We start from the raw sequence: 22,933 nt of genomic DNA, 5'->3' as shown, positions 1-22,933 counted from the left end.
GGACCCTGATGACCAACTTCCACCGCCGCGCACGAATCGGCGCCGGCATCGCCCTGTTCACGACCGCCGCGCTGGGTCTCACCGCCTGCGCCACCGGCGCGGAGACCCCGGCCGCAGGCAGCGACGCTGTCGACGCCGCATCCGCGACCTCGGTCGAGGACTTCGGTTCCTTCTCCGACCTCGAAGAGGCCGCGAAGGCCGAGGGGCAGCTCAACGTCATCGCGCTTCCGCGTGACTGGGCGAACTACGGCGAGATCCTCGACCTCTTCGCCGAGAAGTACCCCGAGATCACGATCAACGAGGCCTCTCCCGACGTGTCGAGCGCCGAGGAGATCCAGGCTGCGAAGACGAACGAGGGCCTCGACACCGCGCCCGACGTGTTCGACCTGGGTCTGACCGTCGCATTGCAGAACACCGACGTCTTCGCGCCGTACCAGGTGCAGACGTGGGACGAGATCCCCGACGCTCTCAAGGAGCCGACCGGCCTCTTCGTCGGCGACTACGGCGGATACATGTCGATCGGCTACGACTCGTCGAAGTTCGACGCTCCCGAGTCGCTCGACGACCTGAAGGATGCCGCCTACAAGGGCGCCGTCGCCATCAACGGAGACCCGACGCAGGCCGGCGCGGCCTTCGCCGCCGTGGGCCTCGCGACCGTGCAGTCCGACGGCACCCTCGACGACTTCCAGCCCGGCATCGACTTCTTCTCCGACCTCCAGAAGGCCGGCAACCTGCTCAAGGTCGATGTGACCACCGCGACCGTGGCCAGCGGCGAGACCCCTGTCGTCTTCGACTGGGACTACCTGAACGCGGCGCACGCCACCGACAACAAGGACTGGAAGGTCGTCGTCCTCGACGGCACCGGCTACGCGGGCTACTACAACCAGGCGATCAACAAGGATGCTCCGAACCCGGCCGCCGCACGCCTGTGGCAGGAGTTCCTCTACAGCGACGAGGTGCAGAACCTGTGGCTGAAGGGCGGCGCACGCCCGGCCCGCATGGAGGCCATGACCGAGGCCGGCACCATCGACGCCGACCTGGCTGCTGCTCTTCCCGAGGTCCCCAGCGAGACGGTCGTCCCGACCGAGGAGCAGTCGACGAACGCCGGAACGCTGCTCGGCGAGAAGTGGGCCGCGGCGGTCCAGTGACGACTGCCACCGCAGCGGGGGCGGATGCCACGGCATCCGCCCCCGTCTCCCCCGCAGCGCACAGCGCTGGGCCTGCGACCTCGTCGCGGGCCCAGCGCTCCGCGCCGTCCGTCGCCTGGCTCGGTCTCGTGCCGTTCGCCGTTTACGTCGTGCTCTTCCTCGCCGTTCCGACCCTCCTCGCGATCGGCTCCGGCTTCTTCACGAAGGACGGGTCGTTCACCTGGTCGAACGTGTCGGCCCTGGCAGACCCCGTCGTCCTCACCACGTTCGCCAACTCCGCCGGCCTGTCGCTGCTGACCGCCGTCGTCGGCGCGATCGCGGGTGCTCTGGTCTGCTATGCCCTGCTCGGCATGAACCCGGACGGCGCCGTGCGCTCGACCGTGGATGCTGCGGCCGGCGTCCTCGCCCAGTTCGGCGGCGTGATGCTCGCCTTCGCCTTCATCGCCACGATCGGCATCCAGGGGGTCGTCACCCTCTTCCTCAAGAACGACCTCGGCATCGACATCTTCGCGAACGGCACGTGGCTCTACGAGCTTCCCGGGCTGATCCTCCCGTACATCTACTTCCAGATCCCGCTCATGGTGATCACCTTCATGCCCGCCCTCGCAGCCCTCAAGCCGCAGTGGGCCGAGGCGAACCTCACGCTCGGCGGCACGCGCGCGAGCTTCTGGCTGCGCATCGGCGTCCCCGTGCTCGCACCCTCGTTCCTCGCGAGCCTCCTGCTGCTCTTCGCGAACGCCTTCTCGTCGTACGCCACCGCCGCCGCCCTCGCCAGTCAGGGTTCGCAGATCGTGCCGCTGCAGATCCGCGCCGCCCTCACGAGCGAGACCCTTCTCGGCCGTGAGAATCTCGCCGGCGCGCTCGCGCTCGGCATGATCGTCATCGTGGGAGTCGTGATGGCCCTGTACTCGCTCATCCAGCGTCGGGCAGCGAGGTGGCAGTCATGAACCGCCTCGGCCCGTCACTCGCGACCCGCTGGATCATCGGCGTGGTCGTCGGCGCATTCTTCGCGATCCCGCTCGTCTCGACCCTGCTCTACACGCTGCGCCAGACCGACGGCAGTCTCGGCCTCGAGCGGTGGGCCGCGCTCTTCGATCCCGCGAAGTCGGCGGCGATCAGGCCGATCTGGATGGGCCTGGGCAACTCCCTGGTCCTCGCGGTCGTGACCGTCGCGATCGTGCTCCTGCTGCTCGCACCGACCATGATCCTGGTGAACCTGCGCTTCGCGAAGCTCAAACCCGTCTTCGAGTTCGCCGTGCTGCTGCCGATCTCGATCCCCGCGATCGTGCTGGTCGTGGGTCTCGCACCGATCTACCTGCAGATCGGACGCACCCTCGGCACCGGCACGTGGACGCTGGCCTTCGCCTACGGCATCACCGTGCTGCCGTTCGCGTACCGCTCGATCCAGGCCTCTATCGACGCCGCCGACCTGCGCACGCTCGCCGAAGCCGCCCGATCCCTCGGCGCCGGCTGGCCTACCGTCGTGCTGAAGGTGCTCGCTCCCAACCTGCGTCAGGGACTCCTCGCGGCGTCTCTCATCTCGATCGCCGTCGTGCTCGGCGAGTTCACGATCGCCTCGCTCCTCAACCGCCAGGTGTTCCAGACGGCCATGGTCGTCGTGCAGAAGCAGGATCCGTACGCTCCGGCGATCTTCACCCTGCTGGCGCTGCTGTTCGTCTTCCTGCTTCTGCTTCTCATCGGCCGCGTCGCCCGCGGCACCGGAAAGGCCCGCTCATGACCCTCCCCCAGACCGCCGACAACATGCTGCTCGCCGAAGCCGGAGAGGGCACGCGCGTGCAACTGCAGGGCATCGTGAAGAGCTACTCGGGCAACACGGTGCTGCACGGCGTCGATCTCGACATCGCCCCCGGTGAGTTCGTCTCGCTGCTCGGCCCCTCCGGCTGCGGCAAGACGACGCTGCTTCGCGTGCTCGCGGGACTCGAGGGGCTCGACAGCGGTGCGGTGCTGCTCGGCGGCAACGATGTCTCGCGGGTGCCCACGAACAAGCGGGACATCGGCATGGTGTTCCAGTCGTACTCCCTGTTCCCGCACCTGCGGGTCGCGGAGAACACGGCGTTCGGGCTGCGTCGCCGCGGCGTCGGCAAGGCCGAGGCGGCAACGCGCGCCCTCGACGCCCTCGCGCTCGTGGGGCTCTCGGACTTCGCCGATCGCTACCCGCATCAGCTCTCCGGAGGTCAGCAGCAGCGCGTCGCGCTCGCCCGCGCTCTGGTCACCGAGCCGAAGGTCCTGCTTCTCGACGAGCCGCTCTCTGCCCTCGATGCGAAGGTGCGGGTGCAGCTGCGCGATGAGATCCGGCGCATCCAGCTGCGGCTCGGCATCACCACAGTGTTCGTCACGCACGACCAGGAGGAGGCCCTCGCGGTCTCCGACCGGATCGCCGTGATGAACGCCGGCACCATCGAGCAGATCGGAACCCCGGAGCAGCTCTACACGACGCCGTCCACGGCGGGCGTCGCCGCCTTCGTCGGGCTCTCGAGCGTCGTCTCGGGTGTCGCCGAGGGTGATCACGTGGTCGTGTGGGGTCAGAAGCTTCCCCTGCAGTCGCCGGCCGACGGGCCCGTCGACGTGTATCTGCGCCCGGAGAACGTGCACTTCGCATCCGAGGCCGATGCCGCGACCGATGCGCTGGTGCAGGAGAGCACGTTCCTCGGCAGCATGCGCCGCACGCTCGTGCGCACCGAATCCGGCGAGCTGGTGCGCCTCCAGCATGCTCCGGGCATCCACCTGGCCTTCGGCGATCGCGTGCGGATCGCCGTCGCTCCCGAGCCCGTCGCCGTGCATCCGCGCGGCTGACCGAGCCCTATCGCTGGCGCAGTACTCCGAGATACCGTGACACTCGAGGGCCTCGTTCCCTCCTCACCGTCGAGAAAGGACACCTCATGGCAGGCACGTTCGAGCTGTACACCGACAAATCCGGCGAGTACCGGTTCCGCCTCAAGTCCGGCAACGGCGAGGTGATCGCGATCAGCGAGGGCTACTCGTCGAAATCGTCCGCGCTGAACGGCATCGACTCGGTGCGCCGCAATGCCGCGGATGCCGAGGTCGTGGAGGCCTGACCTCGCACAGCACTCTCCGCACACGAGACCCCCTCGCGCTGACTCAGCAGGAGGGGGTCTCGTCGTGACAGGTGAGACGCGAGCTCAGAGGACGCGAGCCAGGAAGTCCTGCGTACGCGGATGCTGCGGGTTCGCGAGCACCTCGCGCGGGTCGCCCTCTTCGACGATGTAGCCGCCGTCCATGAAGATCAGACGTGATCCGACCTCGCGGGCGAAGCCCATCTCGTGCGTGACGACGAGCATCGTCATGCCCTCGTCCGCGAGCGAGCGCATGACCTGCAGCACCTCGCCGACGAGCTCGGGGTCGAGCGCCGACGTCGGCTCGTCGAACAGCATCATGTCCGGGTTCATGCACAGCGCCCGCGCGATCGCGACACGCTGCTGCTGACCGCCCGACAGGTGTCCGGGAAAGGCGTCCGCCTTCTCAGCGAGCCCGACGCGTCCGAGCATCTCCTTCGCGACCCGCTCAGCCTCAGCCTTGGACCGCTTCTTCACGCGCTGCTGCGCGATCATGAGGTTGCCCATCACGTCGAGGTGGGGGAAGAGGTTGAAGCTCTGGAACACCATGCCGATGCGGGTGCGCACCCGGTCGATGTCGACATCGGGATCAGTGATGTCGATCCCCTCGATGAGCACCTTGCCGCCGGTCGGCTCCTCGAGCAGGTTCACCGAGCGCAGCAGCGTCGACTTGCCTGAGCCCGACGGGCCGATGATGCAGACGACCTCTCCGGCGGTGACGGTGAGGTCGATGCCCTTGAGCACCTCGTTGTCGCCGAAGCTCTTCACAAGCCCCTGCAGGTCGATCGCGGGCGCGTGGACGTCAATCAGATCGGTGATCATCGCTGCCTCGACATCCTTCGTTCCAGGTACGCGCTGAAGCGCGTGAGGGGGATCGTCACGATCAGGTAGAGGGCCGCCGCCATGATGAGCGGCGTTCCGTTCGCGTTCTGCGTGCTCGCGTCACGCGCGAAGTTCGTCAGCTCCTTCGACCAGATGAAGGAACCTGCCACGAAGAGCAGCGACGTGTCCTTCAACAGCAGGACGAACTCGTTGGTCAGCGGCGGGATGATGATGCGGAACCCCTGCGGGACCACGATCCAGAACGTCGTCTTCATGGGCGACATGCCGAGCGAACGTGCCGCCTCGGTCTGCCCCTTGGGAACGGCCTGGATGCCGGCGCGGATCGTCTCGGCCATGTACGCCGATGCGACCAGGATCAGACCGATCAGGCCGAGCACGACCGGTCCGCCGAGCTTCGTGCCCGGCACGCCGAGTCCGATCGGCAGGATGAACGCGATGGCGAAGATCGTGAGGATCGCGGGAAGCCCGCGGAAGAGCTCGATCCACGCCGTCGCGATCCATCGGAAGGGTCCGATGGACGACAGCTTCAGCAGCGCGAGCACGACGCCGAGCAGCAGACCGCCGGCGAACGCGACGGCCGTGAACCACAGAGTGTTCACGAGCGCCGTGGTGATGATGCCCGGAAGCATCTTCGCCGCGACCTCCGGGTTGAAATACAGCTGCGCGATGCGGGCCCAGTCGGTGCTGACGATCAGCCAGACGGCGACCGCGATCAGCACCGCATAGACGGTGTACCGATACAGCTTGCTCTTCGTGGTGCGCCTCAACGCCATTGTCAAGGTCTCCCTGTCCTACGTCGCTCGCCGATTACTTCGCGGTGAAGTAGGTGTCGTAGATCGTCTGGTAGTCGCCGCTGTCGCGGAGATCCTGCAGCGCGCCGTCGATCGCCTCGCGCAGAGCGTCCTTCTCGCCCTTCGCGTATGCGAAGCCGTACGACTCGCCGGTCTCGTACTCCTCGACGATCTTGTACGCGCTGTCGGCCTTCTCGTGCTCGAGGTTCACCGGCTGGTCCTGAAGGATCGCGTCGATCTGTCCGGCCTGCATCGCGGGCCACAGCTCTCCGTCAGAGGGGTACTGGACGAGTTCTGCGCCCTCGGCGTTCTCGGTCGCGTAGGCCTCTCCGGTGGTGCCCTGCTGCACTCCGACGTTCTTGCCCGAGAGGTCGTCGATCGACTCGATGCCCGAGTCGGTGCGCACGAGCAGCGACTGCAGCGACTCGTAGTACGGCTCGGAGAAGTCGATGTTCGCCTTGCGCTCGTCGGTGATCGTCATGGCCGAGGCGCCGACGTCGCACTGTCCCGCGGCGAGCGTGGTGCCCGACTGCAGCGCGTCGAATCCGACGTCCTGCACCGAGAGCTTCAGGTCGAGCTCCTTCGCGATCGCGTCGAGCAGGTCGATGTCGAAGCCGGTGTAACCCGTGCCGTTGTCGCCGCCCTCGAACTCGAACGGTGCGTAAGGGATGTCGGAGCAGACCGTCAGGGTGCCCGCCTCGATGAGGTCGTACTCGTCGCCGGCCGCAGGCTCACCCGATCCCGCGTCACTGCCGCCGGTCGCGCATCCGGCGAGGGCGAGGGTGGCGGTCGCGGCGAGCGCGATCCCGGCGATGATGTTGCGACGCTGCATGTCAGCTCCTGAAGGACGAGGGTGTGGTTCCCCACGGACGGGTAGGAGAACATCTAAACATGCACCACCGGGCCGAACCCGCCGTCGGCCGCCTTCTGCGGATCACATTTGTGTTGCAAGTGTGACCGAATATGACGGGCGTGTTACGCACGATGCGGCACCGATTGTTCACCTTGCCTGAGTATCCTCTGTGCCGACAGCCCGAGCCGACACGCTCCGGACTCAGAGGAGACCCGATCATGGCAAAGAAGACCTCAGCACAGCGCACCGCCGAAGCCGCTCTCGACGCGGCGAAGGACGCGGCGAAGGACGCGAAGAAGCTGATCAAGTCCCTGCCCAAGAAGGACGCCAAGAAGCTGAAGCCTCTCGTCGAGGACGCGAAGGACGCGGCGAAAGTCTCGAAGAAGAAGGTCGCGGACCGGCCCAAGAAGGTCGCGAAGTCGGCGACCGCGGCGACCGCGCGCCTCACCCAGGCGACCGCACGCCTGGAGGCCGAGAAGAAGGCGTCGGACAGGAAGTCCGCGGCGAAGAAGGATCAGAAGAAGGCCCCCAAGAAGTCCGCCGTCGAGCCGACGCCGGATGCGAAGCAGCCGGCCCCGAAGAAGGCCCCCAAGAAGGCCGAGGCGAAGAAGGCCGAGGCGAAGAAGGCCGTGGCCAAGAAGGCCGTGGTCGCGGCTCCGACCGTCGAGCCGACGGTCACGATCACGACCCCGACGTCGGCACCCGCACTGGCACCAGCACCAGCACCGGCACCGGCACCGGTACCAACAGAGACCTCTGCAGCGGCACCGGAGCTCAGCGCGCTGACCCTGGTCCAGCTGCGCGCCCGCGCCCGCGCCGAGGGCCGCACCGGATACTCGCGCCTGACGAAGGCCGCTCTGCTCGACCTCCTTGCGCGCTGACGTGCAGGAGGCGCTCGACCGGGGCGCCGACGCGCCTCCTCCCCGCACGCTGATCGACATCCTTCAGGAGACGACCCGGCGATATCCCGACGCCTCGGCCATCGAGGACGCGGACGGGGCGCTCAGCTACGCCGAGCTGCTCGCGCACGTCTGGCGCACGGCGGCCCTGCTGCACGAGAGAGGCGTGCGCCGCGGCGACCGCGTCGGCATCCGCATGTCGTCCGGACACCGCGAGCTGTACATCGCGATCCTCGGCACCATCGCGGCGGGTGCCGCCTATGTCCCCGTCGATGCCGACGACCCGCAGGAGCGTGCCGATCTCGTGTTCCACGAGGCCCGCATCGCGGGCACGATCACCGACGCCGGCTACATGCCGGCCGGGGCGACCGAGGCGGTCGATCTCCTGGGCGGCGAGTCACCTCATCCGCGCACCTCCGCGATCCCGATCGTCGCGCCGCCGACGGTCGACGACGATGCCTGGATCATCTTCACCTCCGGGTCGACCGGCGTGCCCAAGGGCGTCGCGGTCTCGCACCGTTCGGCCGCGGCCTTCGTCGACGCCGAGGCACGTCTGTTCCTCCAGGCCGCACCGCTGAGTCCCGGTGATCGCGTGCTCGCAGGCCTCTCGGTCGCCTTCGACGCGTCCTGTGAGGAGATGTGGCTCGCGTGGGGCCACGGCGCCTGCCTGGTGCCCGCACCGCGAGCTCTCGTGCGCTCGGGCGAAGACCTGGGGCCCTGGCTGCTCGGCCACGGCATCACCGTCGTCTCGACGGTGCCGACGCTCGCCGCCCTCTGGCCGCAGGACGCGATCGAGAACGTGCGCCTGCTGATCTTCGGCGGGGAGGCCTGCCCGCCCGAGCTCGTCGCCCGGTTGGCGTCGGACGGACGTGAGGTGTGGAACACCTACGGCCCGACCGAGGCCACGGTCGTGGCCTGCGCCTCACTGATGAACGGCACCGGTCCCGTGCGCATCGGCCTCCCGCTCGACGGGTGGTCGCTCGCCGTGGTCGATGCTGACGGACAGCGCGTCGCCGAGGGCGAGACCGGCGAGCTGATCATCGGCGGAGTCGGTCTCGCCCGGTACCTCGACCCTGCGAAGGATGCCGAGAAGTACGCACCCATGCCCACTCTCGGCTGGGACCGGGCCTACCGCTCCGGCGACGTCGTGCGGGTCGAGTCCGAGGGACTGATCTTCCAGGGGCGCGCCGATGACCAGGTCAAGATCGGCGGCCGTCGCATCGAGCTCGGCGAGGTCGAGGCGGCGCTGCAGGCGCTGAGCTCCGTCTCGGCGGCGACCGTGGTGGTGCAGAAGACCGAGACGGGCATGCCGATCCTCGTCGGCTATGTCGTGCCCGACGAGGGGTTCGACCGGCAGGTGGCGCGTGGTGAGCTCTCGGAGACGCTTCCCGCTCCGCTGATCCCTCTGCTCGCCATGGTCGACGATCTGCCCGTCCGCACGTCCGGGAAGGTCGACAAGGCGGCTCTCCCCTGGCCGCTCGATTCCGGCGACGCGAACGACTCGTCCCTGTCCGGCACGGCGGCGTGGCTCGCCGAGCAGTGGTTCGCCGTGCTCGGCGTGCGCCCGGGCGACGAGGACGCCGACTTCTTCCAGCTCGGCGGCGGGTCGCTCGCGGCCGCCCAGCTGGTCTCCCGCCTGCGCACCCGGGCGCCGGAGTTCACGATGACCGACGTCTACGATCTGCCGCGGCTGCGCCAGATGTCGGATGCCGTCGACGATGAGGCCGATGACGAGGACGCCGAGGAACGCGTCTTCAGCCAGCCCGTCCCGACCCCCCGACGGATGCAGTGGGTGCAGACGATCGCGGGTCTCCCGCTGTTCGTGTTCACCGGCATCCGCTGGCTGCTGTACCTGCTCGCCGCGAGCTGGCTCCTGCGGCTGTCCCCCGGATTCGAATTCCTGCCCGCTGTTCCGGTGTGGACGATCATCGTCGGCCTGCTGATCTTCGTCACCCCGGTGGGGAAGATGACGATCGCCGCCGTCGCCGCGCGTCTGCTGCTCGCCGGACTCCGCCCTGGCGACTATCCTCGCGGCGGCGGAGTGCATCTGCGTCTGTGGCTCGCGGAGCAGATCGCCCAGCAGGTCGACCCGGTCGGCCTGGCCGGTGCTCCCTGGGTCGTCTACTACGCACGAGCTCTCGGCGCCCGCATCCACAGAGATGTCGATCTGCACACCGTCCCGCCGATCACGGGCATGCTCGACATCGGCTCCGGAGCCTCCATCGAGCCCGAGGTCGACCTCACCGGCTATTGGATCGATGGCGACACCGTGCGCATCGGCGGCATCCGCATCGGCGCGGGAGCGACCATCGGAGCCCGCAGCACCCTCGCCCCCGGCACGAAGATCGGTCGCGGAGCCGAGATCGCACCCGGCTCGGCCGTGTTCGGTCGGGTCCGCGCCGGGCAGCGCTGGGCAGGATCGCCGGCGGCACGCGTCGGCGGAGTGTCGCGGCCGTTCGAGGAGGGCCGCCCACCCAGCCGCACCCGGTGGTTGTGGGCCTACGCCGCCTCCTCCGCCGCGCTCGGCGTCCTCCCTGTCCTCTCGCTCGCCGCCGGCGCCTGGGTGCTCGCGCTGGGCATGCGCGGGTCCGACTCCCTGACAGCGGCCGTCCCGAGCATCCTGGCGCTGCTGGTTCCCGCAGTGCTGCTCGCCGGCTTCGTCTTCGCCGGTCTCGTGCTCGTCCTCGTGCGTGTGCTCGGAGCCGGTCTCGGCGAAGGCGTGTACCCGGTGCGCTCGCGCATCGCCTGGCAGGCGTGGACGACCGAGCGTCTGCTCGATTCCGCCCGTACCTTCCTCTTCCCGCTGTACTCGAGCAGTGCCACTCCCTTCTGGCTCAGGGCCCTCGGGGCCGAGGTCGGGCGCGACGTCGAGGCGTCGACCGTGCTGCTCATCCCGAAGCTCACGACCATCGCCGACGGAGCGTTCCTCGCCGACGACACCATGGTCGCGACCTACGAGCTGCAGGGCGGATGGATGCGGCTGGGCACCGCGCGCATCGGCAAGCGCGCGTTCCTCGGCAACTCCGGCATGGCCGCCGGCGGGCACAACGTGCCTCGCGACGGCCTCGTCGCCGTCCTGTCCGTCGCTCCGCCCAAGGCCAAGGCGGGCTCATCGTGGCTGGGCTCGCCCGCCGCGCGACTGCGCCGTGTGGTGAACGACTCCGATCTCGAGCGCACGTATCGCCCGCGCCCGGGACTCCGCCTCGCGCGGGCTCTGTGGGAGCTGTGCCGCATCATCCCGGTGTTCGTGACCTGCGCGATCGGAGTGAGTGTGATGCTCACGCTCGCCGCGGTGGTCGAGGCCTGGGGACTCGCATGGGCTGTGCTGCTCTCGAGCGCCGTGATGCTCGCCGCAGGCGCCTTCGCCGCTCTGATCACCACCGCCGCCAAATGGCTGATCGTGGGGCCGATCCGTGCCGGCGAGCATCCGCTCTGGTCGAGCTTCGTGTGGCGCACGGAGGTGTCGGACACCTTCACGGAGATGGTGGCCGCACCCTGGTTCGCCAACGCCGCATCGGGCACTCCTGCACTCGCCATCTGGCTGCGCACCCTCGGCGCGAAGATCGGCCGAGGCGTCTGGACCGACAGCTACTGGCTGCCCGAGCCCGACCTGGTCACCCTCGGGGACGGTGCGACCGTGAACCGCGGATGTGTGGTTCAGACGCATCTGTTCCATGATCGAGTGATGAGCATCGACGCAGTGACCCTCGAGAGCGGTGCGACCCTCGGTCCGCACAGCGTGATCCTGCCCGCGGCCACGATCGGATCGGATGCCACGGTCGGGCCCGCCTCACTCGTGATGCGGGGCGAGTTCGTGCCGATCGGCAGTCGATGGAGCGGCAACCCCATCGGACCGTGGCGTGCCGTCAAAGTGCGCTCCTACCAGGCCTCGAACGCATGACCGTCGACCCCTACACCCCGCACAGCGGCGATCGGCGCTACGGGGTGCTGCACTACGACCTGGCCATCGACTATCGCGTGACCACGAACCGCATCGCGGGCACGGCGACGATCCGGCTGCAGATGCAGGAATCGGCGAAGCACGTCTCGTTCGACCTCGTCGGGCTCAAAGTCACGAAGGTGCGGGTCGTCGGTGATCGCGCCGCCTCGTTCAGACAGGACGACCGGCGGCTCAAAGTGGTCTTCGGGGGCGAGCGGGAGAGCGGTCAGGAGCTCACGGTCGCGGTCGAGTACTCCGGTTCTCCGTCGCCCCGGCGCACTCGATGGGGGCTCCTCGGGTGGGAAGAACTCGAAGACGGCGTGCTCGTCGCGTCGCAGCCGACCGGCGCGCCAACCTGGTTCCCCTGCAACGACTTGCCCTCGGACAAGGCGACGTATCGGTTGGAGTTCACGGCCGATCCCGAGTACACCGTGGTCAGCGGCGGCGCAGCCACGCGATCGACGCAGCGCGGTCGCACCCGATGGATCTTCGAGCAGCCGGTGCCGACCGCGACATACCTGATGACCGTGCAGATCGGCCAGTACGACGATGACAGGGTCGCTCTCGGTACGACTCCCGGGCGTCTGTTCCACCCGCGGGCTCTCGCGGGTCGCGTGCGCTCCGACTTCGCCCCGCTGCCGCACATGATGGAGACGTTCGTCGGAGCCTTCGGCACGTATCCCTACGAGTCCTACAAGGTCGTCATCACACCCGACGATCTCGAGATCCCCCTCGAAGCGCAGGGCATGGCGATCTTCGGTGCGAATCACGTGGACGGAGCTGGGGGCAGCGAGCGGCTGATCGCGCATGAGCTCGCGCACCAGTGGTTCGGCAACAGCGTCGGCGTCGCCCGCTGGCGGGACATCTGGCTGAACGAGGGATTCGCCTGCTACGCCGAGTGGCTGTGGTCGGAAGCGTCCGGCGCGTCGACCGCCCACGAGAACGCTCTGGCCCATCACGCCGCCCTCCGCGGCCTCCCCCATGATCTGCTGCTCTCGGATCCCGGTCCGAACGACATGTTCGACGATCGCGTCTACAAGCGCGGCGCCCTCACCCTGCATGCCCTGCGACTCACGATCGGCGATGAGCGGTTCTTCGCTCTGACGCGGGAGTGGACCGCGCGGTTCGCGCGACTCGCTGTCACCAGCGACGACTTCCTCGGCCTCGTCGGCGAGGTGGCCGACGACCGGGCGCGCACCCTGGTGCGGACCTGGATCGACGAACTCCCGCTGCCCGCACTTCCTGCATCCCGGTCCTGAGACCGAGCGGGATCACCCCCGAGCGACGCTCAGCACGTACCCCGGTGGGCCGACCAGCGTCGTGACGTCGATCGTGGCGGCACGACCCGGAAGCGCTGCCGACCACACGCAGGGATCCGTGTTCTCGCGCAGTCGGAGGAGCACCTCTGACGGCTCTGTCTCGAATCCGCGACCATCCGCCTTGACCGCCGCCTCGATGCGCGTCCACCCCGCGAGATCCGGGGCGGCGCCGTCGGGGAACATCGTTCGCAGCTCGTCGACCCGGCCGGCCGCAGATGCCTGCTCGACATCGACGCCGAGCGACGCCGCAGTCCCCACCGCTGCCGGAGCCACTGCGACGACGACGAGACCCTCCGCATGACTCACGCTGAGCAAGACGCCGTCGGCGCGCGGCCGACCATGGTCCGCCCCGCACCTGGCACAGCGGCTCGAGATGACGACGTCGTGCGTTCCGGTGATCCGGCGCACGAGGGCGCGCATCAGCGCCCTGCCGGCGAGGAACGCCTGGGCACGGCTGCCACTCAGCTCGCGGAGGCGTTCCCGCTGACCCATCGCCGCGGCATCGGCTTCAGTGAAATCGTGCGGCTGCGAGGGCGATGCCCAGGCGATCGTGATGTCACGCCAGGTGGTCTCGCCTGCGATTCCCCCTGCGCTCATCACACCGAGAACCGCCGATCAGAGGTTCAGAGGTTCAGAGTTCGAAGTCGACGGCCACACGGGAGGCGACGACCGAGCGCACGTACGCCACGACCTCTTCGTGCGCCGGGTGCACCTGGTACTCCTCGAGAGCAGCGATCGAATCGACGTCCGCGACGAGGGTGACGTCCCAGTTCGCGTCGGGATAAGCGACGTTCGCGCCCGCGGTGATCGAGCGCAGCTGCGGCACGACGCCGTCGAGAGCGTTCAGACGACGGGCGACCTCGGCGGCCTGCTCGGCGCGTGTCGCCGCATCGTCGGCTGCGAGCTTCCAGGTGACGACGTGACGGATCATCGGGCTTCCTTCTCGAGTGCGTCCTGCTGCACGGCTGATTCGAGCGCGTCGCGCAGTCGGTCGGCGGACAGACGCCAGTGCGCGTGCAGGTCGCCGTCGATCAGGACGACGGGGATCTTCTCCCACCACAGCTCGTAGAGCACAGGATCGTCGGCGATCGAGGCCTCCACGATCTCGATGCGCTCGGCTGCCGCGTCAGGCAGGTCGGCGACGACGGCGTCGATGATCTCGGACGCGACATCGCAGAGATGGCAGTCCGGCTTGCCGATGAGGGTCAGCGTGGTCACGCCGACGGCACCTCGATATCGCGGCCCTGCGCGATCCACTCGCCCGTTCCGCCCTCGACGTTGGTGGCGTCGTATCCGCGGGACTCGAGCGCTTCGACGACGCGCGCCGACCGCCCACCCGCTTGGCAGATGACGTCGAACGACTCTGCGGGCAGCTCTTCGAGCCGGTTGCCGATCTCGGACATCGGGATGTTGACGGCCCCGGGTACGTGACCGGCGGCGAACTCATCCACCTCTCGGACATCGATGAGCGGGGTGTTCGACCGCTCGGCGAGCTCGGTGACGGTGATCGACTTCATGGCATGCTCCTGCGACGAGTGGGAAACCGGGGGCAGAGACACAAAGCGCCCGTCCGGAGACAGGCGCTCGTGTCTGGTCGCTTACTTCTTGTTGCGACGCTGGTGGCGAGTCTTACGAAGCAGCTTGCGGTGCTTCTTCTTCGCCATGCGCTTGCGGCGCTTCTTGATGACAGAACCCACGGAAACCTCACTAAGTCAGTGGCTGGGTGTCGTCGGTGACGGACACCCGGGTACGGGCACGGAAAAATGCCTCGGATCAGTCTAGCAAACCGTGGAGCTTCTGCTGCACGCGCTCACGAGACGACGCCGAGGACGTCAGCCGACGTCGGCTATCGGTCGCTGCAGGGCCTCGGCGACCGCGGATTCCGGAACACGGAAACTGCGACCGAAGCGGATGGCTGGCAGCTCCCCAGCGTGCACCATCCGATAGACCGTCATCTTCGACACACGCATGAGTTCGGCGACCTCGGCCACCGTAAGGAACCGGACATCTGGAACCTCGGGCATCCCACGTACCCCTTTCTGGATTGTGTGCACACTCTATGGGCAAGGTGGGACACGTGTAAACCCATGTGGCCTGTGTGATCAGTGTGCATCCCCGACGGTCGCGAAGGCGCGCACGGGAAAGGTCCCGAATCCGCGCACGGCCGGCGGTGCAGCGGTGAACCGCGCCCCCTGCGACGGCACAGCGTCGAGGTGCGTCAAGTGCTCGACCACATGGATGCCGGCGGCGAGCAGGATGCTGTGGGCGGGCCGCTCTCCTCCGCTCTCGGTGTCGTCGATGTTCAGGGAGTCGATTCCCACCAGGCCTACCCCCGCGGCGGCGAGGTGACGAGCCCCTCCTTCCGTGAGGAACGGCGCCCCGCGCCCGTACTCCGGTGTGCCGAAGTGCTCATCCCATCCGGTGTCGAGCAGGACCGCTGCTCCGCTCAGGTCGCGGTCGACGAGTGCGTCGGCATCGATCCCGCGATGCTCAGCACGCCAGGCGCCTCGCAGGTGGAACACCTCGGCACGCAGCCCGACCAGCGAGCTCAGGTCGAGCGAGGCCAGGTCTCCGCCGTCGTCGTAGCGGTGGTAGGGCGCGTCGAGGTAGGTGCCCGTGTTCCCGATCATCGTGATGATGTCCATCGCGAACTCCGTCCCCGGCGCGTACTTCGAACGCGAGTCCTCGCGAGTGAGGTGCGGAGTGATCGTCGGTGCCGGAAGACCCGGGTAGGTCACCAGCCCCGCCTCGATCGTGTGGCTGAGGTCGATCACGCGGGGACTCGAAGCGGAAACTGTGGTCATCCCCTCATCATGGCCCGCGGAACGGGCGAGGTCACAGCGGAGACATAGGACGTATGCCGGAACCGCTCAGACTGCCCTGCGAGGCTGACCACACGACTCACGATGGCACCATCCGAGTCACGCGGGCTGGGGCCCGCGGCCTCGCCCCTGACGACACGCCCCCCGATCGTCAGGGGCGATGTGTGTCTCCGGCCGCGATCAGCCGCCGAGACGCTTGAGAGCCGTCGCGACCACGTGCTTGGCCGATGCCGCGGCACGGCCGACGACCTCGGCCGCGTGTGCGGCTCCGTCGGGCAGCGGCAGTCCGGGGTAGTCGATGTCGGGTGCGTCGTCGCCGTAGGCATCCATGAGGAAGGGCACGAGCCAGTCGTCGACGGCCTCGAGCGGCTCGACGGCCAAGCTGTAGAAACGACGCTGCCCGTCTTCGCGGACGCTGACCAGCTCGGCCTCGCGCAGGACCTTCAGATGCTTCGAGACGGTCGGCTGGCTGATGCCGAGGTCGGCGACGATCTGGCTCACGCTCGTTCCGGCATCCCCTTCGGCGGTGCGTCGCAGGAGAAGCTGGAGAATGTCTCGCCTCGTACCGTCTGCGATCACGTCGAAGATGTCCGTCATGTGATCAGGGTAGTCGTCCCCGGCACGGAGTACCATGACGAAGGCTCGGCGATCAGCGCCGTGCATCCGCGCACGTCGGAGCAGGAAGATCGAAGGGGGACGCGATGTCGGGCATCGTTTCGGCGTCGTCGCCTCGACAGCGTCTCCAGAACGCCGCCTCCTGGGGCAAGCACATCATCACGTCGTCGCCCTCGCGCTTCGCGATCGTCATCTTCGCGCTGCTCATCCTGGTCTTCACGGTGCTGCTCTCGCTGCCGATCGCCTCGGCCTCGCGCACGGTCACGCCGTTGGCGGATGCACTGTTCACCGCGGTCTCCACCATCTGCGTCACGGGACTCGCGACCGTCGACATGGCGACGTACTGGTCGCCCTTCGGTCACGTGCTGATCTTCATCGGCGTCAACATCGGCGCGCTCGGCGTTCTCACCCTCGCCTCGTTGATGGGCATGCTCATCTCCAAGAGACTGGGACTCCGCGCCAAGCTCCTCGCCGCGGGAGACACCAACCCCCTTCGCGCGCACGGTGGCGTGGTGAACGAGAGCCAGACCGTCCGGCTGGGCGAAGTCGGTCAGCTCCTGACGACCGTGGCCGTCTCCGCGCTGATCATCGAGGGCGTGCTCGCGGTCCTCCTCTACCCCGCACTCGTGATGGCCGGGGTCGAGCCGATCGCAGCGCTCTGGGAGGCCCCCTACTTCGCCGCGATGGCCTTCACCAACACCGGCTTCGCGCCGAACGCCGGCGGAGTCGCCGTGTTCGCCGACGACTATCTCGTCCTCACGCTGCTGATGGCCGGCGTGTTCCTCGGCAGCATCGGCTTCCCGGTGATCTACACCCTGGCCAAGCACGTGTGGCACGTGAAGAAGTGGTCGTTGCACACCAAGCTCACCCTGGTCACCACGGTGCTGCTCTTCGTGCTCGGCGCCGCCGTCTTCCTGATCCTCGAGTACGCGAACCCGAAGACGTTCGGGTCGATGGATGCCGCGGACACGACCTTCCAGGCGTTCTTCCTGTCCGCGATGACGAGGTCGGGCGGCTTCAACGTGATCGAGATGGACGATCTGAACGGCTCATCCCTCCTCGCCGCGAGCATGCTGATGTTCGTCGGCGGCGGCTCGGCCTCCACCGCAGGCGGAATCAAGGTGACGACCCTGGCGGTGCTCGCGATCGCGGTGTGGTCCGAGGCCAAGGGCCGTCAGTCCGTCGAGGCGTTCGGCCGTCGCATCCCCAGCGACGTGCAGCGCGTCGCGTTGAGCGTCGTCGCCTGGGGAGCCACGATCGTGGCGCTCTCGACGATCATCATCGCCCAGATCACCAAGGCGGACATCAGCCACGTCCTCTTCGACGTCATCTCGGCTTTCGCCACCGTCGGACTCTCGACCGGCCTCACCGCCGATCTCCCCGACGCCGGTTCGTACGTCCTCGCGACCACCATCTTCATGGGGCGCGTTGGTACAGTGACTCTCGCCGCGGCCGTCGCCGCGACATCGCGAACGCAGTACTACTCACTGCCCGTGGAAAGGCCGATCGTTGGTTGAAGTCCTCCGGGGCGACGCTCCCGTCCTCGTCATCGGTCTCGGCCGGTTCGGTGCCGCCTGCGCAGGCGAACTCGATCGTCTCGACCGCGAGGTCCTGGCGATCGACGACAACCTCGAGCTCGTGCAGAAATGGTCGGACCGCGTCACGCACACGGTGCAGGCCGACGCCAAGAACATCGACGCCCTGCGGCAGATCGGCGCGCAGGACTTCCAGGTCGCCGTCGTCGCCGTCGGCTCGTCGATCGAGGCGTCAGTGCTGATCACCGCGAACCTCGTCGATCTCAAGGTGCCGCAGATCTGGGCCAAGGCGGTCTCGCAGTCGCACGGCAAGATCCTCGCCCGCGTCGGCGCCAACCACGTCATCTACCCCGAGCGAGAAGCCGGTGAGCGCGTCGCGCACCTCGTCTCCGGCCGGATGCTCGACTTCATCCGCTTCGACGACGACTTCGTGCTGGCCAAGATGTACCCGCCGAAGTTCATCCGCGGCGTGGGTCTGAACGAGTCCGGCGTGCGCAGCAAGTACAAGGTCACGGTCGTGGGAGTGAAGAGCCCGGGCAAGCCGTTCCGCTACGCCGAGGCGAACACGATCGTCACCAACCACGATCTGATCATCGTCTCGGGCACCAACAGCGACATCGAGCGCTTCGCCGCCCTCGACCGCTGACCGGCATCCGCGCGACGGACGTCAGGCGTCGATGTCGAGCGCGATCTCGACGAGGTCGTCGACCGCGACGCCCTCACGGTCTTGCAGTGCCTTCTTGATCGGCACGATGTAGCCGCCGTCCTTGGGCCAGAGGGCGGTGGTCACCGTCGTGTCGCCGATCGTGACGGATGCGGGGATCATCCCCCATCCGTAGGTGACGACGCTCGCGACCTCACCGATCATCTCGCTCTCCGCCGGCGGCACGGTGACGAAATGGAACGGCGCGGGACCGCGCCAGAACCAGATCTCCCCGGAGAACCGCAGCTGCATGTCAGGCTCCGGCCGCGAGTTCCTTCGCGCGTGCGAGCGCGGCAGCGGCGGCATCCGCGAAGGTGCGATCGAGGTGCGCGTCCTGCAGCACCGCCACGGCCTTCTCGGTGGTGCCCTTGGGGCTCGTGACCCTGCGGCGGAGCTCGGACGGCTCCTCACCCGACGCATCGAGCAGCGCAGTGGCGCCGATGAAGGTCTGCTCCACCATGACCCGCGCGTCGCTCTCGCTGAAGCCCATTCCGACGGCTGCCTTGGTCAGCTCCTCGATGAGCAGGTAGACGTAGGCGGGGCCGGAACCCGAGATCGTCGAGAGTGCGTCGATCTGCGATTCGGGAACCTCGACAACCGCGCCCACGGTGGCGAAGAGGCGGTGCACGAGGGCGAGATCGTCGTCGGATGCCGCTGCCCCCGCGGCCAGACCGGTGACTCCCTTGCCAACTGTCGAGGGCGTGTTCGGCATCGATCGGATGACCCGCACGTCGGCGCCGAGGTTGTCGGTGAAGGTCTGGAGCGTGACTCCCGCAGCGAGGCTCACGACGATCGCGTCGTCGGCCAAATGCGAGGCGATCTCGCGCAGCAGATCGGGCACCATCGAGGGCTTCACCCCGACGAGGACGATGCGAGCCTTCGCGACCGCATCCGCGTTGCCGTCGGTGGTCTCGGACAGGGCGATGCTCCTGACCCCGTCGAGGTCGGCGAGGGCCGCCGCCTTCTCGGGCGTGCGGTTCGTCGCGGTGATTCCCCCGTCGACCTGGATGCCGGATGCGACCACCCCTCGGAGGATCGCGCCGCCCATCGATCCGGCACCGAGGAACGCGAGAGCGGGAAGCGAGTCAGCCATGTCGCCATCCTACGGCGGGCGCACCGGGCGACCACGGACGAGCCGATCTAGACTCGACGCATGAGTGCATCCGGCGGCGGCAAGGCCATTCTCGCGGCGTTCCTGGCGAACCTGGGCATAGCCCTGGCGAAGTTCCTCGCGTGGGCGCTGTCGGGATCCGCATCGATGCTCGCCGAGGCGATCCACTCGGTCGCCGACTCGGGCAACCAGCTGCTGCTCATGCTGGGCGGACGCAAGGCGAAGCGCGAGGCGGACAGGGCGCACCCCTTCGGCTACGGGCGGGAACGGTACGTCTACGCGTTCGTGGTGTCGATCATCCTGTTCTCCGTCGGAGGTCTGTTCGCGATCTACGAGGCGATCGACAAGCTCACGCACCCGCATGAACTCGACAAGACGTGGTGGTGGCTGCCGATCGTCGTGCTGGTGGTCGCGATCGGCCTCGAGTCGTTCTCGCTGCGCACCGCCGTCAGAGAGAGCAATCTCGTCCGTGACACGGGCCAGTCCTGGGTGTCGTTCGTGCGCCGCGCGAAGGCGCCGGAGCTCCCCGTCGTGCTCCTCGAGGACGTCGGGGCACTCACCGGTCTCACGTTCGCACTGCTCGGCGTCGGGCTCACCGTGATCACCGGAAACCCGCTGTTCGACGCACTCGGCACATTGATGATCGGCATCCTGCTCGTGCTCATCGCGATCGTGCTCGGCGTCGAGACGAAGAGCCTCCTCGTGGGCGAGGGCGCCACGCAGGCCGATCACGATCGCATCGTCGACGCGATCAACGCGGGCGACGAGATCGAGAAGATCATCCACATGAAGACCCTCTACCTGGGCCCGGACGAGCTCATGGTCGCGGCGAAGATCGCACTCAACGCGAACAAGCCGCTGCGCGAGGCAGCTGTCGACATCGATGCGATCGAGGCCCGCATCCGCGAGGCTCTTCCGATCGCACGCGTGATCTACATCGAGCCCGACGTGTACCGGCCGTCGCTCGACCCCGAGCCGTCGACCGACGTCTTCGTGCTCAAGTCCTCCGACTGATCGCGCGCGGGGTCCCGTAGCCGTCAGCGCCGCTGCTCGAAGAAGCTCCGCAGCAGGGCCGTGGCGGCATCCGCTTCGACCCCGCCGACGACCTCGGCGCGGTACGGCAGCCGACGGTCGCGCAGCACGTCGTACATGGAGCCGGCGGCCCCCGCCTTGTCATCCCACGCGCCGAAGACGACGCGGCCGATCCGCGCCTGCAGGATCGCCCCCGCGCACATGATGCAGGGCTCGAGGGTCACGACGAGGGTGTGGCCGTCGAGATTCCACGAGCCGACGGACGCCGCGGCCGACCGCAGCGCCGCGATCTCGGCGTGCCCCGTGGGGTCGTGGGTCGCCTCACGATGATTGCGTCCTTCGGCGATGATCCGGCCCTCTGCGTCGAGCACCACCGCGCCGACCGGGATCTCCGAGGCCGCCGATGCCTCGGCCGCGAGCTCGAGCGCGCGTCGCATCGCACGGGCGTCGGAGGCGGTCATGCGTCGAGCCTACGACAGCCGCTCGGGCGGCCGGCGGCATCCGATGTCGTACCGGAGCCCCCGGCGCATTAGCCTGTATCCATGCGTGTCCACGTCGCCGACCACCCTCTCGTCACTCACAAGCTCTCGGTGCTGCGCGACCATCGCACTCCGTCGCCCGTCTTCCGGCAGCTGACCGAAGAGCTCGTGACGCTTCTCGCGTATGAGGCGACCCGCAACGTGAAGGTCAGTCCGGTCGAGATCACCACTCCCGTGACGACGACGATGGGCGTGAAGATCTCGGAGCCCCGTCCGATCGTCGTGCCGATCCTGCGCGCCGGCCTCGGCATGCTCGAGGGCCTGGTGAAGCTGCTGCCGACGGCAGAGGTCGGGTTCCTGGGCATGGTCCGCGACGAGGAAACCTTCGAGCCGACCACCTACGCCGAGCGCCTTCCCGACGACCTGAGCGATCGTCAGTGCTTCGCGATCGATCCGATGCTCGCGACCGGCGGCTCGCTGGCTGCCGCCATCCAGTTCCTCTTCGACCGCGGGGCCAAGGACGTCACAGCGATCTGCCTGCTCGGCACTCCCGAAGGCCTCGCCGCCATCGAGGCGCTCGTCGGAGACCGCGACGTGACGATCGTGCTCGGGGCCCTGGATGAGCGCCTCAATGAGAAGGGCTACATCGTGCCCGGACTCGGCGACGCCGGCGATCGGCTCTACGGCACCGTCTGACGGATCTCCGGCTCGCGCGGTTCGTCCTCGAGAAGGGGCACGCCGAAGCTCGCCACCACGTCTCGCACCTCGCCGAGGTACTGCTGAGCCTGTTCGGTGAGCGGTATGGCCGTGCGTCCGATCCAGCCGATCTCGATGCGCTCGTCGACGTCGAGGGGCACGGCGACGATCTCGGGATCGAGATCGTCGCTGATGATGCCGGTTGAGATCGTGTATCCGTCGAGACCGATCATCAGGTTGAAGATCGTCGCTCGATCGGAGACCCGGATCTCCCGCGCACTCGAGAGGGTCGAGAGGATCTCCTCCGCGAAGTAGAACGAGTTGTTCGCGCCCTGGTCGAAGGTGAGACGCGGAAGGCCGACGAGATCGTCGAGGGTCGCACGGTCTCGCGACGCGAGTGCGTTCCGCCGTGAGACGAAGATGTGCGGCTCGGCGATGAAGAGCGGATGGAATGCGAGACCCGAGTCCCGCAGGAGCTTGTCGATCACGTTGCGGTTGAAGTCGTTGCGGAAGAGGATGCCGAGTTCGCTGCGGAGCGTCCGCACATCCTCGATGATGTCCCACGTGCGGGTCTCGCGGAGCGAGAACTCGTATTCGGCGGCGCTCGAGCGCTTGACCATCCGCACGAATGCGTCGACGGCGAAGGAGTAATGCTGGGTAGAGACCCCGAGGAGGCGGCGCGACGGTGGCCGCCCGAGGTAGCGCTGCTCGAGAAGCTCGGCCTGCTCGACGATCTGTCTGGCATACCCGAGGAACTCCGTGCCGTCGCTCGTGAGCGTCACCCCTCGCGCCGACCGGGTGAGCAGATCGCGTCCGACTCGGCTCTCGAGGTCTTTCATCGCCGCGGACATCGTGGGCTGCGCGACATAGAGCACGTCGGCCGCCGCGGTGATGGACCCCTCCGCAGCGACCTCGATGAAGTACTGGAGCTGTTGCAGTGTGATCCCGCTCGATCGCCTAGGCATAGGAGAAGGCTATATCACCGCATAGCGGAGCCGAATTACCCGATAGCTCTGGCATCGCTGCACTATGAGATCACCGCTTTCGCGAGG

27 protein-coding genes are annotated in these 22,933 nt (G+C 67.9%); 12 read left to right on the top strand and 15 right to left on the bottom strand.

Annotation, left to right across the window (positions count from 1 at the left end):
• The first annotated feature begins 8 nt into the window (after nucleotides 1–8).
• From BMW26_RS03625 to BMW26_RS03605, 5 genes are all read left to right on the top strand, one after another.
• A complete protein-coding gene (locus tag BMW26_RS03625; protein WP_053098863.1) occupies nucleotides 9–1,148 on the top strand; it encodes an ABC transporter substrate-binding protein in 1,140 nt (379 codons plus the stop codon).
• Nucleotides 1,145–2,095, top strand: coding sequence for an ABC transporter permease (locus BMW26_RS03620; RefSeq protein WP_198032382.1), 951 nt, complete (start codon nucleotides 1,145–1,147; stop codon nucleotides 2,093–2,095). The genes BMW26_RS03625 and BMW26_RS03620 overlap by 4 nt, the downstream gene beginning before the upstream one ends.
• Entirely contained in the window at nucleotides 2,092–2,886 is a 795-nt protein-coding gene (locus BMW26_RS03615) for an ABC transporter permease (protein WP_072590800.1), read from the top strand. The genes BMW26_RS03620 and BMW26_RS03615 overlap by 4 nt, the downstream gene beginning before the upstream one ends.
• The gene (locus tag BMW26_RS03610) at nucleotides 2,883–3,962 is read left to right on the top strand and encodes an ABC transporter ATP-binding protein (RefSeq protein WP_072590799.1); all 1,080 of its coding nucleotides are present in this window, start codon (nucleotides 2,883–2,885) and stop codon (nucleotides 3,960–3,962) included. Before BMW26_RS03615 ends, BMW26_RS03610 begins: the two co-directional genes overlap by 4 nt.
• Nucleotides 3,963–4,048: 86 nt before the next feature.
• The gene (locus tag BMW26_RS03605) at nucleotides 4,049–4,225 is read left to right on the top strand and encodes a YegP family protein (RefSeq protein ID WP_072590798.1); all 177 of its coding nucleotides are present in this window, start codon (nucleotides 4,049–4,051) and stop codon (nucleotides 4,223–4,225) included.
• Nucleotides 4,226–4,309: 84 nt separating this feature from the next.
• On the opposite strand, the gene BMW26_RS03600 is transcribed toward BMW26_RS03605, so the two are convergent.
• Genes BMW26_RS03600 through BMW26_RS03590 form a run of 3 tightly spaced genes read right to left on the bottom strand, consistent with a single transcriptional unit; the run spans nucleotide 4,310 to nucleotide 6,709 of the window.
• Nucleotides 4,310–5,065, bottom strand: a complete 756-nt coding sequence (locus tag BMW26_RS03600) for an amino acid ABC transporter ATP-binding protein (RefSeq protein ID WP_053098859.1) — start codon at nucleotides 5,063–5,065, stop codon at nucleotides 4,310–4,312.
• Nucleotides 5,062–5,859, bottom strand: coding sequence for an amino acid ABC transporter permease (locus BMW26_RS03595; RefSeq protein WP_053098858.1), 798 nt, complete (start codon nucleotides 5,857–5,859; stop codon nucleotides 5,062–5,064). Before BMW26_RS03595 ends, BMW26_RS03600 begins: the two co-directional genes overlap by 4 nt.
• 34 nt (nucleotides 5,860–5,893) lie before the next feature.
• Nucleotides 5,894–6,709, bottom strand: a complete 816-nt coding sequence (locus BMW26_RS03590) for a transporter substrate-binding domain-containing protein (protein WP_053098857.1) — start codon at nucleotides 6,707–6,709, stop codon at nucleotides 5,894–5,896.
• Between the two features lie 239 nt (nucleotides 6,710–6,948).
• On the opposite strand from BMW26_RS03590, the gene BMW26_RS03585 reads away from it, so the two are divergent.
• The 3 genes from BMW26_RS03585 to BMW26_RS03575 are packed head-to-tail and all read left to right on the top strand — an operon-like array spanning nucleotide 6,949 to nucleotide 12,828.
• Entirely contained in the window at nucleotides 6,949–7,611 is a 663-nt protein-coding gene (locus BMW26_RS03585; RefSeq protein WP_072590797.1) for a hypothetical protein, read from the top strand.
• Entirely contained in the window at nucleotides 7,601–11,530 is a 3,930-nt protein-coding gene (locus BMW26_RS03580) for a Pls/PosA family non-ribosomal peptide synthetase (protein ID WP_072590796.1), read from the top strand. Before BMW26_RS03585 ends, BMW26_RS03580 begins: the two co-directional genes overlap by 11 nt.
• Nucleotides 11,527–12,828, top strand: coding sequence for a M1 family metallopeptidase (locus tag BMW26_RS03575; protein WP_072590795.1), 1,302 nt, complete (start codon nucleotides 11,527–11,529; stop codon nucleotides 12,826–12,828). Before BMW26_RS03580 ends, BMW26_RS03575 begins: the two co-directional genes overlap by 4 nt.
• 12 nt (nucleotides 12,829–12,840) lie before the next feature.
• Here BMW26_RS03575 and BMW26_RS03570 read toward each other — a convergent pair whose 3' ends face one another.
• From BMW26_RS03570 to BMW26_RS03535, 8 genes are all read right to left on the bottom strand, one after another.
• Entirely contained in the window at nucleotides 12,841–13,485 is a 645-nt protein-coding gene (locus BMW26_RS03570) for a hypothetical protein (RefSeq protein ID WP_072590794.1), read from the bottom strand.
• A gap of 34 nt (nucleotides 13,486–13,519) precedes the next feature.
• The gene (locus BMW26_RS03565) at nucleotides 13,520–13,819 is read right to left on the bottom strand and encodes a Dabb family protein (protein ID WP_053098852.1); all 300 of its coding nucleotides are present in this window, start codon (nucleotides 13,817–13,819) and stop codon (nucleotides 13,520–13,522) included.
• Complete coding sequence (locus BMW26_RS03560) at nucleotides 13,816–14,106, bottom strand: glutaredoxin family protein (RefSeq protein ID WP_053098851.1); 291 nt, start codon at nucleotides 14,104–14,106, stop codon at nucleotides 13,816–13,818. Before BMW26_RS03560 ends, BMW26_RS03565 begins: the two co-directional genes overlap by 4 nt.
• Nucleotides 14,103–14,405 carry a rhodanese-like domain-containing protein gene (locus BMW26_RS03555; protein ID WP_053098850.1) on the bottom strand — a complete coding sequence of 101 codons (303 nt, stop codon included), beginning with the start codon at nucleotides 14,403–14,405 and terminating at the stop codon, nucleotides 14,103–14,105. Before BMW26_RS03555 ends, BMW26_RS03560 begins: the two co-directional genes overlap by 4 nt.
• A gap of 81 nt (nucleotides 14,406–14,486) precedes the next feature.
• Nucleotides 14,487–14,585 (bottom strand): 30S ribosomal protein bS22, encoded by a 99-nt coding sequence (locus BMW26_RS03550; RefSeq protein WP_003792170.1) that lies wholly within the window; start codon nucleotides 14,583–14,585, stop codon nucleotides 14,487–14,489.
• Nucleotides 14,586–14,720: 135 nt separating this feature from the next.
• Nucleotides 14,721–14,912 (bottom strand): helix-turn-helix domain-containing protein, encoded by a 192-nt coding sequence (locus BMW26_RS03545; RefSeq protein WP_053098849.1) that lies wholly within the window; start codon nucleotides 14,910–14,912, stop codon nucleotides 14,721–14,723.
• Nucleotides 14,913–14,990: 78 nt separating this feature from the next.
• Nucleotides 14,991–15,692 (bottom strand): cyclase family protein, encoded by a 702-nt coding sequence (locus BMW26_RS03540; protein WP_072590793.1) that lies wholly within the window; start codon nucleotides 15,690–15,692, stop codon nucleotides 14,991–14,993.
• A 198-nt stretch (nucleotides 15,693–15,890) separates the two neighbouring features.
• Nucleotides 15,891–16,307, bottom strand: coding sequence for an ArsR/SmtB family transcription factor (locus BMW26_RS03535; RefSeq protein WP_056277731.1), 417 nt, complete (start codon nucleotides 16,305–16,307; stop codon nucleotides 15,891–15,893).
• A 104-nt stretch (nucleotides 16,308–16,411) separates the two neighbouring features.
• Here BMW26_RS03535 and BMW26_RS03530 point away from each other — a divergent pair, with 104 nt between their 5' ends.
• Entirely contained in the window at nucleotides 16,412–17,842 is a 1,431-nt protein-coding gene (locus tag BMW26_RS03530) for a TrkH family potassium uptake protein (protein WP_053098848.1), read from the top strand.
• The gene (locus BMW26_RS03525) at nucleotides 17,835–18,506 is read left to right on the top strand and encodes a potassium channel family protein (RefSeq protein ID WP_047520565.1); all 672 of its coding nucleotides are present in this window, start codon (nucleotides 17,835–17,837) and stop codon (nucleotides 18,504–18,506) included. The genes BMW26_RS03530 and BMW26_RS03525 overlap by 8 nt, the downstream gene beginning before the upstream one ends.
• Nucleotides 18,507–18,527: 21 nt before the next feature.
• On the opposite strand, the gene BMW26_RS03520 is transcribed toward BMW26_RS03525, so the two are convergent.
• The gene (locus BMW26_RS03520) at nucleotides 18,528–18,815 is read right to left on the bottom strand and encodes a DUF1905 domain-containing protein (RefSeq protein WP_072590792.1); all 288 of its coding nucleotides are present in this window, start codon (nucleotides 18,813–18,815) and stop codon (nucleotides 18,528–18,530) included.
• 1 nt (nucleotide 18,816) lies between these two features.
• On the bottom strand, nucleotides 18,817–19,656 hold the full coding sequence (gene proC / locus BMW26_RS03515) for a pyrroline-5-carboxylate reductase (protein ID WP_072590791.1): 840 nt from the start codon (nucleotides 19,654–19,656) through the stop codon (nucleotides 18,817–18,819).
• Nucleotides 19,657–19,716: 60 nt separating this feature from the next.
• On the opposite strand from proC, the gene BMW26_RS03510 reads away from it, so the two are divergent.
• Entirely contained in the window at nucleotides 19,717–20,688 is a 972-nt protein-coding gene (locus BMW26_RS03510) for a cation diffusion facilitator family transporter (protein ID WP_072590790.1), read from the top strand.
• A gap of 23 nt (nucleotides 20,689–20,711) precedes the next feature.
• Here the strand turns inward: BMW26_RS03510 and tadA are convergent, their stop codons facing one another.
• Nucleotides 20,712–21,167: a tRNA adenosine(34) deaminase TadA gene (tadA, locus tag BMW26_RS03505; RefSeq protein ID WP_056277087.1), complete on the bottom strand. Its 456-nt coding sequence runs from the start codon at nucleotides 21,165–21,167 to the stop codon at nucleotides 20,712–20,714.
• A gap of 81 nt (nucleotides 21,168–21,248) precedes the next feature.
• On the opposite strand from tadA, the gene upp reads away from it, so the two are divergent.
• On the top strand, nucleotides 21,249–21,881 hold the full coding sequence (upp, locus tag BMW26_RS03500; RefSeq protein WP_042538962.1) for a uracil phosphoribosyltransferase: 633 nt from the start codon (nucleotides 21,249–21,251) through the stop codon (nucleotides 21,879–21,881).
• On the opposite strand, the gene BMW26_RS03495 is transcribed toward upp, so the two are convergent.
• Nucleotides 21,866–22,846 carry a LysR family transcriptional regulator gene (locus BMW26_RS03495; RefSeq protein ID WP_056277084.1) on the bottom strand — a complete coding sequence of 327 codons (981 nt, stop codon included), beginning with the start codon at nucleotides 22,844–22,846 and terminating at the stop codon, nucleotides 21,866–21,868. The genes upp and BMW26_RS03495 overlap by 16 nt on opposite strands.
• Nucleotides 22,847–22,933 lie beyond the last annotated feature (87 nt).

Source organism: Microbacterium sp. 1.5R (assembly GCF_001889265.1).
Taxonomy (GTDB): domain Bacteria; phylum Actinomycetota; class Actinomycetes; order Actinomycetales; family Microbacteriaceae; genus Microbacterium.
The sequence above is the reverse complement of the archived record's forward strand: the minus strand, read 5'-3'. Positions and strand labels throughout refer to the sequence as shown.

What these genes read in the sequence shown, in the direction of transcription:
- BMW26_RS03565 (WP_053098852.1), bottom strand. Translation starts at nt 13,819, where the DNA reads ATGATCCGTCACGTCGTCACCTGGAAGCTCGCAGCCGACGATGCGGCG.
- proC (WP_072590791.1), bottom strand. Translation starts at nt 19,656, where the DNA reads ATGGCTGACTCGCTTCCCGCTCTCGCGTTCCTCGGTGCCGGATCGATG.
- BMW26_RS03595 (WP_053098858.1), bottom strand. Translation starts at nt 5,859, where the DNA reads ATGGCGTTGAGGCGCACCACGAAGAGCAAGCTGTATCGGTACACCGTC.
- BMW26_RS03540 (WP_072590793.1), bottom strand. Translation starts at nt 15,692, where the DNA reads ATGACCACAGTTTCCGCTTCGAGTCCCCGCGTGATCGACCTCAGCCAC.
- tadA (WP_056277087.1), bottom strand. Translation starts at nt 21,167, where the DNA reads ATGACCGCCTCCGACGCCCGTGCGATGCGACGCGCGCTCGAGCTCGCG.
- BMW26_RS03495 (WP_056277084.1), bottom strand. Translation starts at nt 22,846, where the DNA reads ATGCCTAGGCGATCGAGCGGGATCACACTGCAACAGCTCCAGTACTTC.
- BMW26_RS03585 (WP_072590797.1), top strand. Translation starts at nt 6,949, where the DNA reads ATGGCAAAGAAGACCTCAGCACAGCGCACCGCCGAAGCCGCTCTCGAC.
- BMW26_RS03590 (WP_053098857.1), bottom strand. Translation starts at nt 6,709, where the DNA reads ATGCAGCGTCGCAACATCATCGCCGGGATCGCGCTCGCCGCGACCGCC.
- upp (WP_042538962.1), top strand. Translation starts at nt 21,249, where the DNA reads ATGCGTGTCCACGTCGCCGACCACCCTCTCGTCACTCACAAGCTCTCG.
- BMW26_RS03545 (WP_053098849.1), bottom strand. Translation starts at nt 14,912, where the DNA reads ATGCCCGAGGTTCCAGATGTCCGGTTCCTTACGGTGGCCGAGGTCGCC.
- BMW26_RS03610 (WP_072590799.1), top strand. Translation starts at nt 2,883, where the DNA reads ATGACCCTCCCCCAGACCGCCGACAACATGCTGCTCGCCGAAGCCGGA.
- BMW26_RS03570 (WP_072590794.1), bottom strand. Translation starts at nt 13,485, where the DNA reads ATGAGCGCAGGGGGAATCGCAGGCGAGACCACCTGGCGTGACATCACG.
- BMW26_RS03555 (WP_053098850.1), bottom strand. Translation starts at nt 14,405, where the DNA reads ATGAAGTCGATCACCGTCACCGAGCTCGCCGAGCGGTCGAACACCCCG.
- BMW26_RS03615 (WP_072590800.1), top strand. Translation starts at nt 2,092, where the DNA reads ATGAACCGCCTCGGCCCGTCACTCGCGACCCGCTGGATCATCGGCGTG.
- BMW26_RS03510 (WP_072590790.1), top strand. Translation starts at nt 19,717, where the DNA reads ATGAGTGCATCCGGCGGCGGCAAGGCCATTCTCGCGGCGTTCCTGGCG.
- BMW26_RS03520 (WP_072590792.1), bottom strand. Translation starts at nt 18,815, where the DNA reads ATGCAGCTGCGGTTCTCCGGGGAGATCTGGTTCTGGCGCGGTCCCGCG.
- BMW26_RS03535 (WP_056277731.1), bottom strand. Translation starts at nt 16,307, where the DNA reads ATGACGGACATCTTCGACGTGATCGCAGACGGTACGAGGCGAGACATT.
- BMW26_RS03600 (WP_053098859.1), bottom strand. Translation starts at nt 5,065, where the DNA reads ATGATCACCGATCTGATTGACGTCCACGCGCCCGCGATCGACCTGCAG.
- BMW26_RS03605 (WP_072590798.1), top strand. Translation starts at nt 4,049, where the DNA reads ATGGCAGGCACGTTCGAGCTGTACACCGACAAATCCGGCGAGTACCGG.
- BMW26_RS03530 (WP_053098848.1), top strand. Translation starts at nt 16,412, where the DNA reads ATGTCGGGCATCGTTTCGGCGTCGTCGCCTCGACAGCGTCTCCAGAAC.
- BMW26_RS03575 (WP_072590795.1), top strand. Translation starts at nt 11,527, where the DNA reads ATGACCGTCGACCCCTACACCCCGCACAGCGGCGATCGGCGCTACGGG.
- BMW26_RS03625 (WP_053098863.1), top strand. Translation starts at nt 9, where the DNA reads ATGACCAACTTCCACCGCCGCGCACGAATCGGCGCCGGCATCGCCCTG.